This window comes from Candidatus Dormiibacterota bacterium (genome assembly GCA_035544955.1).
Classification (GTDB): Bacteria; Chloroflexota; Dormibacteria; order CF-121; family CF-121; genus CF-13.
In genome coordinates, this window is record DASZZN010000023.1 from 38,790 (window position 1) to 52,981 (window position 14,192).

Sequence of the window (14,192 nt, forward strand, 5' to 3'; positions counted from 1 at the left end):
TGTCACCAAGCCTCGCCCCCGCCAGCCGGCGAACGCGGTCGAGCCGAACGACGGCGGGCAGCGCGCTCTGCGTCTCGCGCGGCTTTGCGGAGCAGGTCGCGCATGCGCTGCTCCGCCCGTTTCGGCCGTTGCCCTTCGACGGCCACCAACACCGCGCGGTGGAGCTCAATTGACGCTGGATCCGTATGCTCCCACGGGAAGGCGACCAGGTCACGCAACCGCAGGGCGGGCTGCAGGACAACCCCGAGGCGCTCGAGCAGCTCGTTGTGGGTGGCCGCGAGCACGGCTCGGTGAAAGTGGAGATCCGCGGCAGCCACGTCCGCCGCTTGTTTGGCACGCTCCAGCTCTTGCAACGCCTTTTTCATGGCCCGCAGGTCTGCCGGTAACCGCCTCTCGGCCGCGAGCCGCGCCCCTTGCGGTTCGACAATGCGCCGCACTTCGTCCAGGCGTCGCAGCAGCGGAAGATTGGTTGCTGGATCACCCTGCCACACGAGGACATCGGCATCCAGGACATTCCACTCGGTCCGGGGCCGCACGTAGGTTCCAAAATGCGGCCGGGCCTCGAGGAGCCCCTTTTCGGTCAAAACCTTTAACGCCTCGCGAACCGCGGTCCGGCTCGCCCCGTACCGGCCCTCGAGCTCAGGAATTTCCACGACGTCACCGGGCCGCAGATCGCCGTTTCCGATTCGGCGGCCAAGGTCTTCGACCACCTGCCTGTGCAGACCCATGGCCTCAGTCTTTCTTGACCGTGTAGCCGCCATCGACGAGGAGGGTCGCACCCGTGACGTAGGACGCATCATCCGAGGCCAGAAAGACGACGGCGGCCGCCACTTCCTCCGGGCGGCCCATCCGTCCGGCGGCCGTACCGGCCGCGGCGCGCTCCAGGTCCGCGGCGCTCGCGGAATCCCAGGCGCCCGTCACAATAGGGCCGGGAAGGACGGCGTTGACACGGACCTCCGGACCGTACTCAACGGCAAGTTGTCGGGTCAACGCGATGATGCCCCCCTTCGCCGCGGCGTAGGCCGGGTGGGAATGGAAGCCCAACAGGGCCTGGACCGACGAGGAGTTGACGATGTTGCCCCGCACGGCTCGCAGATCCGACAGGAACGTTCGCACCGAGAGGTACACGCTGCTGAGGTCGACTGCGAGCTGCCGTTCCCAGGAACGCTCGTCGAGAAGGTGCGCGGGTGCGAGCTCGACCGGCACGTATGCATTGTTGTGAATGACATCGAGCCGTCCGTGGCGCTCCCGCACCCTGGCTGCCAGTGCGCGCCAGTCGTCGGCGCTGGAGACGTCACACCGGATGGCGGACGCGTCACGGCCGCCGTCTCGGAGCTCGGACGCGACCCGCTCGGCCGCGGCCTCATTGATATCGGCCAGGATGACCGACGCCCCTTCCTCGGCAAACCGCCGGGCCGTGGCGGCCCCAATCCCCGATGCCGCCCCCGTGACCAAGGCGACCCGTCCTGTAAAACGGATCATTCGGCCTCGGGAGCCTCGTGCCCGAGTCGCTCGGCAAGGGCCAGCGCCAGCGGACCCTCTCCCCATGGGACGTTGAAGCCCCGGGGCGCGTGGGCGTAGTGGGATGGCAGAGTGCAGGCGTTGACCGCGGCGGAGACGCCGTTCAGGATGCCGTGCTCGTCCGTGGACGTGAGGGCGGCTTGCAACGCGCGGTCGGCCGCGACGCGCGCCGCATTGCCGGCGACGCCGGTACGTGCCGCTCGGAAGAAGCCGGCGGCCATGAACGCGGCCGTCGAGGTCTCATCGCCGGAGGCGGCGTCGCCGACGACCACATCCCAGTGGCCGTCGTCGCGCTGCAACCGGATCATGGCGCCGATCAACCGCAACGCCGAATCCGCAAGCTCAGGACGGCAGGCATGCCCCGGGGGAAGCTCGTCGAGGACATCGAGCAGACCCAGCAACGCCCAGCCCTGGCCTCGTCCCCATCCGGGACCGTAGGTGCGGTCGGATCCCTCCAGCACGAAGTGATCGAATAGACCACTTTCGGTCTGCAGCAGGCGGACGTAGCCCATTGCTTGTCGCGCCCCCTCATCGACCCATCCTTGGTCGCCGGTCACCGCGCCCAGCGCGACCAGAAAGGGCGGGTCGAAGTGGAGGCAGTCCACGAAGACGCCGGCAGGCGGGTTGGCGATCAATGCCCGCTCCGCCGAACTGAGGGTGTCTGGCCCATAGGGGTGCTGCAATGGCGAGTGCTCCCACGTGGCAAAGACGCCCCCGATTCGGGGTCGTGTCACAAGGTAATCCGCCAGCCCGAGGGCCCCATCCTTCACGAGTGAGTCTTCGGTGACCCGGTAAATCTGGAGCATCGCGAGGCCTGGTGCGGTGCAGTCGAGGCGCACGTAGGGCTCTGCGCGCGTCGCCCAGGCACGCACAAAGCCGTGTGCGAACCGCAGCCACCGATCGTCCGAGAGTGCGTTGGAGGCGGCCACCATGCCTTCGAATCCGATCGAGTCCCCAAAGCTCCAGGTCTTATACGGGAGCAGGATCAATTGGTCCGCCACGCGCCGCAACGTCTCGGTCAGCATCATCGGAGGCTCCGAATGCGGTAGCCGTCCTCGGCCTGCCAGGCGCTGATCCGGCCGAGCGCCAACTGGCGTTCGAGGTGGCCCACCACCGGGAAGGCCAGCGCGACCTCGGTACCTTCGGACGGCCACGATCCGAGTCTTGGATTGGCTCGAACCACGAGTTCGCGCAGGCTCAGGCCGCGGGCGCCCGCCGCATCGAGCTCGTCCAGGACGACCTCGTCCACCTTCTCCACGAACATCCGGCTGCGGGCCAGGAAGTCGCTGGCTGCTTCGGACGGCATCGTCGGGTAGTGCGCCGTCAGCAGCACCGTAGGCCGCAACGCTTCGCAGCGGCTGATGCTCGCCAGGTAACTATCGACATACCGATAGGTCGGCGGAAAGGCGGCCCGTCCGTCCGCATGCGGCACCATGTCTCCGAGCACCGCGTCGGCCACGACCAGGGCTCGGCTCCGCGGGTCGTAGATCGCGAGGTGACCATAGGTGTGCCCAGGCACGTGCAAGATCTCCAGCTCCCAACCGTCGCCGAGGCTGACGCGCTCTCCACCCGTCGCCACCAGGTCCAGGGGGCCTTCGCGAGTGACCGACCGCGTCCACGCCAGCGCCTCCGGCGACTCATCGAGGCCCCACGGCCGGCGAAATTCCCTGGCCCGTCGCGCCTCGTAGGTCGCATAGTCGCTGATCAGCTCGGCGTCAAGCCGATGAGCGACGCAGATCGCATCGGGGTTCATCTCCCGCAGGGACGCGAGACCTCCGAAGTGATCGACATCGGCGTGAGACATGACGGCCCACCGGATGTGCTGAGGGTCCAGACCCACTGTCGACAAGTACGGCACGAGATCCTTCTGGGCGGTGCCGTCCACGCCCACGTCGAAAAGGAGCGAGTGCTCGCGGCCGGCGAATACATACAGGCTGGACACCCGCGTGCCGAGCGCGGTGTCCACGCGATGAATACCGGGCGCGACCTCGATCGCTACTCCCCTTTGAACTGTGGCTCGCGCTTCTCCACGAATGCACGCCGCCCTTCGGCCGCATCCCCGGTCAGCATCAAGTACGAGAACATGTCGTTCTCGTACGCAAGACCGACCTCGACCGAGGCGCTCTGCGCGACACGGACCAGGTTCTTCGCGGACTGGACCGCGATCGGTGGCCGAGACGCGATGGTCCGCGTGAGCTCGAGGGCACGCTCCATCAGTCCCTCCTTGGGCAGCAGCTCCTGCACGAGGCCAATCCGATGGGCCTCGCGGCCATCGATGCGATCACCGGTCAACAGCAGGCGCAGGGCATGGCCGGGGCCGATCGCGCGGGTGAGAAATTGGGTCTGTCCGGATCCTCCGTGCCAACCCCAGCGGATCTCGCCGGCGCCAAAGCTTGACTCCGGCGTGGCCAGCCGAATGTCTGACGCGCACGCCATCTCCAGGCCGCCTCCGATGGCGTAGCCATTGATGGCCACGACGACCGGTTTGCGCATTCGCCACACGGCGTGGGCGTAGTCGGTACCGGCGTCGAACCGGTTGCGGTACTGCCAATTCGATCCGTAGCCGTCCAGATCGGTGATGTCGCTACCGGCGGAAAAGGCGCGCTCACCCGCACCGTTGAGCAGCACCGCGCGGATCGCATCATCGTTGTTGACCTCGTAGGTGATCGCGTTCATCTCGCGATCCATCGCCACCGTCATCGCGTTGAGCTTCGCGGGCCGATCGATCGTGACGACGCCGACAAATCCGTTCCGTTCAAGCTTGACCTGTCCGTCGTTCGCCGTCATGCCACCTCCTCAGGCGAGCCCGATGAACGGGCCGCGCCAACTGCGCCGCTGGCTATCAACCGGGCAACCCGGCTGCGATCGTAGCCGAGCTTCTCGGTAAGGACTTCGGCCGTGTGAGCCCCAAGCGGAGGCGCACCTCGCCGAATCGCGAGTGGGGTCGCGGACATGGTCAGCGGGGGCCGAAGGGTTCGGACCATGACACCACCGCCCTGCGCCTGATCCGTGAACGTCCCGGTGGCGACCACATGCGGGTCTCGCTCCAGCTGGGCATAGTCGTAGACCGGGCCGGCCCACACGCCGCACCTCTCCAAAATCTCCAACCACTCCGCCGTGGTGCGCTCGGAAAAACGTGGCCGAATGCGAGCGTAGATCTCATTGCGATGAATGGCCCCGTCGTTGTAGCGGACCAGGGTTTTGAGCCAGTCGTCGTCGAGGGCTTCGCCGAGGTCGGGCAGATAGCACATGGCCATGGTCAGCCAGCCATCGCGGGTCTGGTAGACCCCGTAGGGAGCGGGGATCAACGCGTGAGCGCTCGGCTCCTGCATTCGGGTGGGCTGCCGTCCGGAGTTGAGGTACGTCACGAGCTCCTGCAGTTGCGCGTCCAGCACCGACGAGAGCATGTCGACCTCCACGTACTGGCCGCCACCCGTGGCATTGCGAGCATTCAACGCCGCCAGAACGCCGACCACCGCCTGGTAGCCGCTCATGACATCAGCCGCCCACAAGGCGCTGGGCAGCGGCGGATCGCCGACCTTGCCCACCGACCACATCGAGCCGCTGTAACCCTGGAGGACCAGGTCCTGCCCTGCCCGGTTGCGATAGGGGCCCTGCGACCCGTAGCCGGTGATGGCGCAGTAGATGAGCCTGGGGTTGATCTCATGGAGTTGCTCGTACCCGATCCCGATGCGATCCGCGGTCCCGACCCGGAAGTTCTGGATCAGCACGTCCGCCTGCCGAACCAGGTCGTGCATCACGGCCAGCCCATCCGGCTTCTTGAGATTGATGACGACGCTGCGCTTGTTGCGGTTGAGCGCCAGAAAGGTCGTCATCTCCCCCGCCGCGGTGATGTCCTCGAAACCATGGGTCCGGTTGAACTCACCCGACCCGGGCGCCTCGATCTTCAACACGTCGGCGCCGAGGTCACCGAGGCGTAGGCCGGCGAGGGGTCCCGCCAGCATCTGGGTGCAATCAAGGACGGTGATGCCATCGAGGGCACCCCTGGTTCCCAGTTGGCCGGGGCTATCGTCGGCTTGCGTCATTTACCCTCTTGCCATTAAGTATTACTAATGCGATTATGGGTTACGGGAAGGTGCTGGTCAAATGAGGCCAGTCGACGCCCGGGCCGACCGGGTACGATCATCGGCGATTAGGCTCCGCGGAGCCAAGGAGGGAGAACGTGAAGCACTCGACTCTGGGGAGCTTACAAAAGATGGGCGCCTTGACCGCCCTTAGTGTGATCGCCACACTCGTCATGACATCCTGCGGCTCGAGCACCGCGGGCGGTAGCTCTGCCAAACCGCTTTTCGTCGGCATTAACAAGAGCGCCGATCAGCAGTACTTCATCGACCAGCAGCAGGCGTTCAAGGCGGAAATCGAGAAGAAGGGCGGCCAGGCCAAGCTCTACAATGCCAAGCTCGACGCCAACACCGGCATAAGCGAGGTCAATGACGCGATCTCGGCAGGCGCCAAAGGTATCGCGATTACCGTCCCCGACCAGACCATCGGGCCGGCCGTCTCCAAAGCCGCGGCGGACGCTAAGGTCGCGCTGGTCGCCACGGACGACGCGATCAAGGACTCCTCGGGCAACCCCATTCCCTTCGTCGGCTTCAGTGGCACCGACATGGGCGGCAAGGTCGGCGACGAAGCCGCCAAACTGCTGACCGCCGCCGGCTGGCTCACCTCCGGCAAGAAGGTTGGCGTGCTCTCCGTCGAGGTGCAGACCCTCTCCGTGTGCAACGACCGCACCACCGCCGAGAAGGCGAAGGTTCAGGCGGCAGGGGTCGCGTCCTCCAGCATCTATCCGGTCCCCTACACTGGGGAGACGGCCGCCGCACAAACCGCGGCCGGGCCGATCATCACCGCGCATCCCAACGTCACCAACTGGATCGTCTTCGCCTGCAACGACGAAGGGGTCCTGGGCACGCTGAACGCCCTCACAACCGCTGGGGCCAAACCCGACAACATTATCGCCGTCGGTCTCGGCGCCTACGAGGCCTGCAAGCCATGGGCTGCCAATCAGCCCTCTGGTTTCAAGGCGGCCCTCTACATCTCCGGCAAGGACGTGGGCATTGCGGCCGCCGACGCGCTCTGGAATAAGGTCCAGAACAACGTGCCGCTGCCGGCCTCGACCATCGCCAAGACGACCATCGTCCACTCCAACGATTACGCGCAGCTGTTCCCGTGCACTAAATAGGAGACATGCCAAGCGCTCCCGCTGACGCCCCCGGACTCGAGATCCGGGGCGTCAGCAAGGCGTTCCCAAACGTTCAGGCGCTTCGCGACATCTCGCTCGAGGTGCGACCCGGTGAGATCCTCGCCCTGCTGGGCGAGAATGGCGCCGGCAAGTCGACACTGCTGAAGATCATCAACGGCGACTATCAGCCGGACACCGGAAGCCTCAGCCTCGGCGGTCAGGCCGTGAAATTCACGAATCCGCTGGATGCCCATCGCGCAGGTGTTCGGGTCGTCTACCAGGAGCCAGAGATCGTCCCCGGCGTCGCGGTGGCCGAAAACATCTTCCTGGGCGAGCTGCCACACCGTGGGCCCTTCATCGACTTCCGAGGGCTGGAGGAGCGCGTTCGGGCGGATCTCGACCGCTACGGTTTCACCAAGGTCCTGCCGATGAACTTGATGGGCGACATGCTGTCATCCGCCCAACGCCAGCTGATTGAGATCATGCGGGCACTGAAGTCCAACGTCCGAGTTCTTGCGCTCGACGAACCAACGTCGTCTCTGACCGACGAAGAAGTCGACCGCCTGTTTACCCTGGTTCGCCGGCTCCGCGCTGACGGTCTCGCGATCATCTATGTGTCGCATCGAATCAAGGAGATCCTGCGCCTGGCGGACACCGTAGCGATCCTTCGCGACGGTCAGCTGGTGGCCGTCAAACCGGCGTCCGGATTGTCTGAATCTGAGATTGTGAAGCTGATGGTTGGTCGCGATCTCAGCGCCGTCTTCCAACGGCGGCGAGCCGCAACGGATCGCGTGGTCCTCAAGGTCGAGCACGTCCACAGCAACTGGCATCGGGATGTGAGCTTCGAGGTCCGCGCGGGCGAGGTCGTGGGGTTCGCGGGGCTGGTCGGAGCCGGCCGCACCGAGCTGGCGAAAGTGGTCTTCGGCGAGCTGGGACGTGACCGCGGCACGGTGTTCGTCGACGGGCGGCGCACCTCGATCCGCCATCCCGACGACGGCGTACGTGCCGGGATGGGCCTGGCCCCCGAGGACCGGAAGCGGGAAGGTCTCGTCATGATGCGAAGCGTCCTGGAGAATGCCTCGCTCGCCATTCTTCGTCGGCTGTCCCGATTTCACTTTATGCGGCGCCGGCTGGAACGCCAGAATGCCAGCGAGTATGTCGCGCGGCTGAACATTCGGACGCCATCACTCGACCAGGAAGTGGGCAAGTTGTCCGGGGGCAACCAGCAGAAGGTTGTGCTGGCACGCTGGCTGGCCGCCAAGCCCAAGGTGTTGATCCTGGATGAGCCGACGCGCGGTATCGATGTCGGCGCCAAAGCCGAGATCTACCGGCTGGTCGACGAGCTTGCCAACCAGGGGCTCGGGGTCATCTTCATCTCCTCCGAACTGCCCGAGATCCTGGGGCTTTCTGATCGAATCTACGTCATGCAGAACGGTCGGATTGCCGGGGAGTTGCCCGGCCAAGGCGCCACCGAAGAGGCGGTACTGGGGCTTGCTATGGCCGAGCACCTTTCTCAGAGCGTCGAAGCCCAGAAGCGGCTGGCATCCGACGAACCAGCATGACCAGCCTCTCGAGCGCCGCCACGCGGCTACGCCCGGTCATCCGTTTCGTCGGCGCCGAAAACCTGTCACTTCTGATCGTGCTGGCGATCGAAATCGCCGTGATCGTCTCGCAGTCACCATTCTTCCTCGGGCAGCGCAACCTGCTGAACTCCCTTGGCCAGAACATCGCCGTGTTGGGTGTGCTGGCGGTCGGCGAATCGATCGTGATCATCGCCGGAGCACTCGACATCTCCGTGGGCTCGATCGCCGGCATCTCTGGAGTCGTGGCCGCGCTTGCCGTGAATGCCTCCTGGGGCAGGATGCAGTACGCGCTCATCGCGGGGCTACTCGCCGGCCTGATCGCGGGCCTCGTAAACGGCTCGATCGTGGCCTTCTTGCGTGTCAATCCGATCATCGCGACACTCGGAACCTTTGCGGCATTCCGAGGCGTCGCCTTTCTCATCGCCCCAAACGGCTATCCGGTGGGCGTCGGCACCAAGGCGGACTTCACCTGGCTCGGCTCCGGCCGGCTCTTGCAGAGCGACGCCTTCGTCGGCATCCCCGTCATCCTTGTGATCTTGATCCTGGTCGCCGTGCTGGGTCACGTCCTCATGAAATACACAGACCTCGGGAGGTCGATCTATGCGCTGGGCGGCAACGCAACGGCGGCCCGCCTCGCAGGTATCAACCTGACCCGCATACGCCTGACGATCTACGGGATCTCGGGCACGCTGGCCGGCCTCGGCGGTGTGCTCCTCGCGGCCCGCACGACCTCCGGTGCGCCATTGAATGGACAGGGGATGGAGCTGCAAGCCATCACCGCCGTCTTCCTCGGGGGCGCCGCCACCACCGGTGGCAAAGGTGCCGTGACGGCCACCATCCTGGCGGTCATCATTCTTGGTGTCCTCTCGAACGGGATGAACTTGCTCGGTGTCCAGCAGTATTTCCAGGATGTGGCAACGGGGCTGCTGCTGATCGTGAGCGTCGCCATCGCCCAATGGCGAGCGGGGCGCGCCGAGCGCGCTCGGACACGAGTCGCCTCGGTCGCCTAGTGCCTGAGTCCCCGTTCTGTCGGCTCGGATAGAATCTGACCGCCATGCCGGGCATCCTCGAGGGGAAGAAGATCCTGGTCACCGGCGTCCTCACCCCAGCCAGCATCGCCTTTGCGATCGCCGACACGGCTCAGCAAGAGGGCGCCGATATCGTGCTGACCAGCTTTGGCCGGGTCATGAGCCTGACCGAAAAGAGCGCCCGCCGGATGAAACCGACCCCTGACATCCTCGAGATGGACGTCAACAATCAGGAGCACCTCGACACGCTTGCAAAGACTCTAAAGGACCGCTGGGGCCGCCTGGATGGATTCGTTCACGCGATTGCGTTCGCGCCCGCCGATGCGCTTGGCGGCAACTTCATGACCGCGCCGTGGGAGAGTGTGCAGACCGCGTTCCGGACGAGCGCCTATTCGCTCAAGGCGATGGCCGCAGCCCTTAGCCCGCTGATGTTGCAGGGCGGCAGTATCGTGACACTCGATTTCGACAATTCCACGCAAGCGTGGCCCTTTTACGACTGGATGGGCGTGTGCAAAGCGGCACTCGAATCGGTCACCCGCTACCTTGCTCGGGACCTCGGCAAGCATCACATTCGGGTGAACGCGCTGGCGGCTGGCCCCCTGAAGACGATGGCGGCAAAAGGGATCCCGGGATTCGAGCGGTTCGAAACCACGTGGGGCCAGCGCGCACCGCTCGGCTGGAACAGCGAAGACCGGACGCCGGTCGCGAAGATGGCAGCCGTGTTGCTCTCGGACTACAGCGCCGCCACCACGGGAGAAATCGTTCACGTTGATGGCGGATACCACGCAATGGGCGCCGAGGTCGCCACCGAGCCGCCCGATTAGGGACTGACGCCCCCCACCCCTACCCTCCCAAGGATGGGGAGGGTATTCGTCCGTAACCACGGCGCGAATTAACGAGTGTTCCGAGGGGCCGACGACCTCCGGGAGCGCCGGTCAGTCCCCTTTCCGGCGCTCCTTCTTTTTTCTCGCGGCGGGTCCAGCGGCGGCGATCCTCAAACAGCCGCAGCATGATCCCGGCGAGCAACAACACCCCGATCCCCGTGCTCCACGACCCTCTAGCCGTGTCGCGGGCGGCAGGTCCTGATAGGCCGATGGGTACCAGACCCCGGAGATGCCGTTGCAGCAGCGCCGCGACCTCGGGATCCGGCAGGATCCACTGCTGGTCCAGCGAGGCTCCCCCGTGACCGAATTCGACAACGAGGAAACTGGGGGCGTGCCCGCCGGGGAAATAGATGAGGCTGGTTTCCGATGTGCGGGACCACGGGCTCGTGACGTATGTCAGCCCCAGGTGGCTCACCCCGATTCGGTAATGCGGCAACATGACGGCCGCCTCCTCGATCGGTTGGGCCTGGCCCTGGATCGCGCCTCTGATCTGGCTGACGAGCGCGATGGCACCCCGCCGGTCTTCCGCGGACCGAGGGAGGAAGTCCCGCACCTCGCCGTTCGCGCCGAAGATGCGGATCTCCAGCGGGCCGGAGGCAGGATAGGTGTCACTCGCCGCCGCGGGCACAGCCGCCAGTCCGGCCAGCCCGATGGCCATCAGGGCCACGCAGCCGCATCGGTGCCATGCCCGGCGCACGCCAGTCCGATTATGGGCGTCGCAGGACTAGTTTGTCGGGGAAGCGGGGCGGACGGGAGGCGGCGTCGGGGCTGGTGGCGGGGCCGGTGCCGGCGGCGGTGGCGGCGGGGCCCAGAGTGAGCAGGGCACGCCGTCCACTAGCGTGTCGGCGTAGGTCAGGTTATAGGGGTTGTAGCTCCAGAAACGACAGGTCGGCCACCCCAGCAGCGTCGATCGAACGTTCTCCGTGCCGGGCAGGAAGTAGTTCTGCCCGATCTGGTGCACGCCGGCGGGCTTTGCGTACCACTGGTCGGGCGTTGCGGCCAGTGCCTGCTGCATGAACCGATGCCAGATCGGCGCGGCGCCCACGATCCCCGTCGAGTTGTGACTGAGTGGGGTGTTATCCGGGTTGCCGATCCAGACCGCGGTCGCAAGCGTCGGGGTGAATCCGACCGTCCAGTTGTCACGGAAGGCCTGGGTGGTCCCGGTCTTGGCGGCGACGTGGCGCCCGGGGAGGGTCAGGTCGCCGTTGCAGCCGAACGACAGGCAGCGGTTGCGGTCGTCCGACATGATGGAGCCGATGATGAACGCGACGTCCTCGCTGATGGCGCGGTATTCGTTCTTGGCGGGGTCATAGGTGAAGACGTCCTTGCCGGTCGCGTCCTTGATCGACAACACCGGCGCCGGGGTGTGACGGACGCCGAGGGTCGCAAGGGTCGAGACACCGGTCACCATGTCGAGAGGTGTGACTTCGTACCCGCCCAGCGTCAGGCTCAGCGAGTAGTTGTCGTCGGGCTGCGTCAGGTGGGTCACGCCCATCCGCCGCGCCACGCTGAGGACGTTCGGGATGCCGACACGCAGCTCCGTTTTGACGGCGGGAATGTTCAGTGAGTTGCCCATCGCCATCTTCAGCGGCAGCACCCCGTGGTACCTCAGGTCGTAGTTCAGAGGGATGTAGTGCTCGAAGCCGCTCGCGCCGCCCCACGTCGGGAAGACCAGGGGCGCGTCGAGGATGGGTGTCATCATGTTGAATTTGCCGCTTTCGATCGCGGCTGTGTAAGTGAAGATCTTGAAGGTCGAACCGGGCTGCCGCGGCGTATCTGCCATGTTGATCCAGCCACCCGGCCGGTTGTAGTCGTTGCCGCCGACCATCGCAAGGATCTCGCCGGTTTTTGGATCCATGCTGACCAGCGCGGCGTCGTGGAAGTTGTAGTAGTTGCCTTTCTGGGCGATCTGATCGCGGACGACTTGCTCGGCCAGCACTTGCAGATTCAGATCGAGCGAGGTGTACACCCGATAGCCGCGCCGGTCGCCAGGCTGGATATGGTACTGCTGCCGCAACGTTTTCAGGACGTAGTCGACGAAGTAGGGAGCCTGGAAGTGATTGCTCGGCGGATAGATCTGCAGTTTTGTGGCATAGGCCGCGTCGGCCTCCTTCTGGCTGATGTAATGGTTTTCGACCATTGCACTCAGCACGGTGAACTGGCGCTGCTTTGCGGCTGCCAGGTTGACCAGCGGGTTGTACTGCGTCGGCGCCTGCGGCAGCCCGGCCAGCATGCTGGCCTGCGCCAGGGTCAGGTCGTGCGCGTTGGTTTGAAAGTAACTATGTGCGGCCGCCTCGATGCCGTACGTCTGGCTGCCGTAGAAGATGGTATTCAGGTACATCTCGAGGATCTGGCTCTTCGAATAGTTTCTGTTGAGCTCGAGGGCCAGGACCGCCTCTTTCGACTTGCGCTGGATCGAGTTGTCCGGATGCGCGCCAATGAACAGCTGCTTGACGAGCTGCTGGCTGATCGTGCTGCCACCCTGTTTGATGCCGTGGTGCGAATAGTCGGCAAACGCCGCTCGCACGACGGCACCGAAGTCGACACCGCTATTCGAGTAGAAGCTGTGGTCCTCGACGGCGATGGTGGCGTTGATCACGTTGGGCGAGATGTAGCTGAGGGGGACAACCACGCGGTGGTCGCCCTGGTCGCCGACATCGGCGAGCAGGTTCCCGTGCCGGTCGAAGATCAGCATGTCCTGCGGAAGGCTGGTTGATGACAGCCCGGTCACTGAGGGAAGATCACCCACCGTTTGCGCCGCGATGGCCGGGACGGTCAGCAGCGGCAGCGACACCATGGCGATCATGCCGACGACCACGTTGCGCTGCAGGTTCGCGCGGCGTCGGCGGTGCCACTCGCGGAGGTGATAGTCCGTATGCCGGTAGGAGTGCCGGCGCCCGTAGCAGCGCCTCACGGGTTCACCAGGCCGTAGACGCCAGCGGCAACCAGCCAGCCGAGGACCAGGAAAAAGACGCTCCAGGCTCCCAAGCTAGCCAGCCATCGGGCGGCGGCCCGGGTCTTCCGCCGCCGGTTACGGCGCTCGAGCCGATGGCCGGGTTGGACGGCCGAACGATGTGCCCCCGCGATCGCCATTGCTGCTTTCCCTGCCCTGACGTGTATTACGTTGGTCTCTGCGTTACAAGATTGTCACTTAGAGTTGGGCGTGTCAAGAAACAAGTTAAGTTATAGTCCGGGACTAAGATGCACCGGTCGCACCCGGCGGGGGCAAGGCTAGCCCCCGGAGGGCGAGTTGACCAACTGGAGTCTGGGTTCTAGCCGAGAGCCGGCTTGTCGACGATGAACACGAGCTCACCGTCCACCGGCTGCACGAGGCCAGCCGGGAGGGCGGGATCCCGGCGCAGCACCCCCGCGAGGGCGTCCCGTTTGGAGGCTCCCTGCACCATGAAGAGCACGGCCCGAGCCGCGTTGATCACCGGCAACGTCAGGGTCAGGCGCTCGGGCGGTGGCTTGGGCGCATCGTGAACGGCCGCGACGAGCGCCTGCGCCTCCCGGAGCGCCGGATCGCCCGGAAAGAGCGACGCCGTGTGCCCATCCTCCCCCAGACCTAGATGGATCACATCGAACCGCGGCCAGCCGCTCGCATCCGCTGGGACCCGGCGGAGGGCAGGCGTCGGATCGCCGACCAGGGGAAACACGTGATCGGGTGGGATCGGCACGTGCTCGAGCAGTGCCGCCTTCGCCATCGCATAGTTGCTCGCCGGATCATCGAGTGGCACCTGCCGCTCGTCCGACCAGTTGACGAACACCGACGCCCAGGGAAGACTATCGCGATAGGGCGGCAGGGCCAGCCGCTGGTAGCACCCTCGAGGCGTCTCGCCCCCGGCGAGGGCCAGGTAACAGGCCAAGCGCCTCGTCACGGCACCGATGATTCGCTCGGCGGTCCAGGACGCCGCCGCCTCGGCGAGCTCGGCCGGTCCGGCGACGACCAGCGGAGTGATCGCGGCGGCCACGGTGG

Annotated in this window: 14 protein-coding genes; 4 read left to right on the top strand and 10 right to left on the bottom strand. The window is 65.6% G+C overall.

Annotation, left to right across the window (positions count from 1 at the left end; translation table 11 throughout):
• Nucleotides 1–2: 2 nt before the first annotated feature.
• From VHK65_08335 to VHK65_08360, 6 genes are read right to left on the bottom strand one after another with little or no spacing between them, the layout of a single operon-like run.
• Nucleotides 3–728: an FCD domain-containing protein gene (locus tag VHK65_08335; protein HVS06161.1), complete on the bottom strand. Its 726-nt coding sequence runs from the start codon at nt 726–728 to the stop codon at nt 3–5.
• A 4-nt stretch (nt 729–732) separates the two neighbouring features.
• Nucleotides 733–1,482 carry an SDR family oxidoreductase gene (locus VHK65_08340; GenBank protein ID HVS06162.1) on the bottom strand — a complete coding sequence of 250 codons (750 nt, stop codon included), beginning with the start codon at nt 1,480–1,482 and terminating at the stop codon, nt 733–735.
• On the bottom strand, nt 1,479–2,549 hold the full coding sequence (locus VHK65_08345) for a glycoside hydrolase family 88 protein (GenBank protein ID HVS06163.1): 1,071 nt from the start codon (nt 2,547–2,549) through the stop codon (nt 1,479–1,481). Before VHK65_08345 ends, VHK65_08340 begins: the two co-directional genes overlap by 4 nt.
• The gene (locus VHK65_08350) at nt 2,546–3,487 is read right to left on the bottom strand and encodes an MBL fold metallo-hydrolase (GenBank protein HVS06164.1); all 942 of its coding nucleotides are present in this window, start codon (nt 3,485–3,487) and stop codon (nt 2,546–2,548) included. The genes VHK65_08345 and VHK65_08350 overlap by 4 nt, the downstream gene beginning before the upstream one ends.
• A gap of 29 nt (nt 3,488–3,516) precedes the next feature.
• Entirely contained in the window at nt 3,517–4,308 is a 792-nt protein-coding gene (locus tag VHK65_08355; GenBank protein ID HVS06165.1) for an enoyl-CoA hydratase/isomerase family protein, read from the bottom strand.
• Entirely contained in the window at nt 4,305–5,567 is a 1,263-nt protein-coding gene (locus VHK65_08360) for a CaiB/BaiF CoA-transferase family protein (GenBank protein ID HVS06166.1), read from the bottom strand. The genes VHK65_08355 and VHK65_08360 overlap by 4 nt, the downstream gene beginning before the upstream one ends.
• Nucleotides 5,568–5,704: 137 nt before the next feature.
• Here VHK65_08360 and VHK65_08365 point away from each other — a divergent pair, with 137 nt between their 5' ends.
• Genes VHK65_08365 through fabI form a run of 4 tightly spaced genes read left to right on the top strand, consistent with a single transcriptional unit; the run spans nt 5,705 to nt 10,156 of the window.
• Nucleotides 5,705–6,721 carry a substrate-binding domain-containing protein gene (locus VHK65_08365; GenBank protein ID HVS06167.1) on the top strand — a complete coding sequence of 339 codons (1,017 nt, stop codon included), beginning with the start codon at nt 5,705–5,707 and terminating at the stop codon, nt 6,719–6,721.
• Nucleotides 6,722–6,726: 5 nt separating this feature from the next.
• On the top strand, nt 6,727–8,283 hold the full coding sequence (locus VHK65_08370; GenBank protein HVS06168.1) for a sugar ABC transporter ATP-binding protein: 1,557 nt from the start codon (nt 6,727–6,729) through the stop codon (nt 8,281–8,283).
• On the top strand, nt 8,280–9,314 hold the full coding sequence (locus tag VHK65_08375; GenBank protein HVS06169.1) for an ABC transporter permease: 1,035 nt from the start codon (nt 8,280–8,282) through the stop codon (nt 9,312–9,314). Before VHK65_08370 ends, VHK65_08375 begins: the two co-directional genes overlap by 4 nt.
• 44 nt (nt 9,315–9,358) lie before the next feature.
• Complete coding sequence (fabI, locus tag VHK65_08380; protein HVS06170.1) at nt 9,359–10,156, top strand: enoyl-ACP reductase FabI; 798 nt, start codon at nt 9,359–9,361, stop codon at nt 10,154–10,156.
• 19 nt (nt 10,157–10,175) lie between these two features.
• On the opposite strand, the gene VHK65_08385 is transcribed toward fabI, so the two are convergent.
• The 4 genes from VHK65_08385 to pgl all read right to left on the bottom strand — a co-directional run bounded on the left by VHK65_08385 (nt 10,176) and on the right by pgl (nt 14,187).
• Nucleotides 10,176–10,874, bottom strand: a complete 699-nt coding sequence (locus tag VHK65_08385; GenBank protein ID HVS06171.1) for a hypothetical protein — start codon at nt 10,872–10,874, stop codon at nt 10,176–10,178.
• 66 nt (nt 10,875–10,940) lie between these two features.
• On the bottom strand, nt 10,941–13,130 hold the full coding sequence (locus VHK65_08390) for a PBP1A family penicillin-binding protein (protein HVS06172.1): 2,190 nt from the start codon (nt 13,128–13,130) through the stop codon (nt 10,941–10,943).
• On the bottom strand, nt 13,127–13,309 hold the full coding sequence (locus VHK65_08395) for a hypothetical protein (GenBank protein HVS06173.1): 183 nt from the start codon (nt 13,307–13,309) through the stop codon (nt 13,127–13,129). Before VHK65_08395 ends, VHK65_08390 begins: the two co-directional genes overlap by 4 nt.
• A 179-nt stretch (nt 13,310–13,488) precedes the next feature.
• The gene (gene pgl, locus VHK65_08400) at nt 13,489–14,187 is read right to left on the bottom strand and encodes a 6-phosphogluconolactonase (GenBank protein ID HVS06174.1); all 699 of its coding nucleotides are present in this window, start codon (nt 14,185–14,187) and stop codon (nt 13,489–13,491) included.
• Nucleotides 14,188–14,192 lie beyond the last annotated feature (5 nt).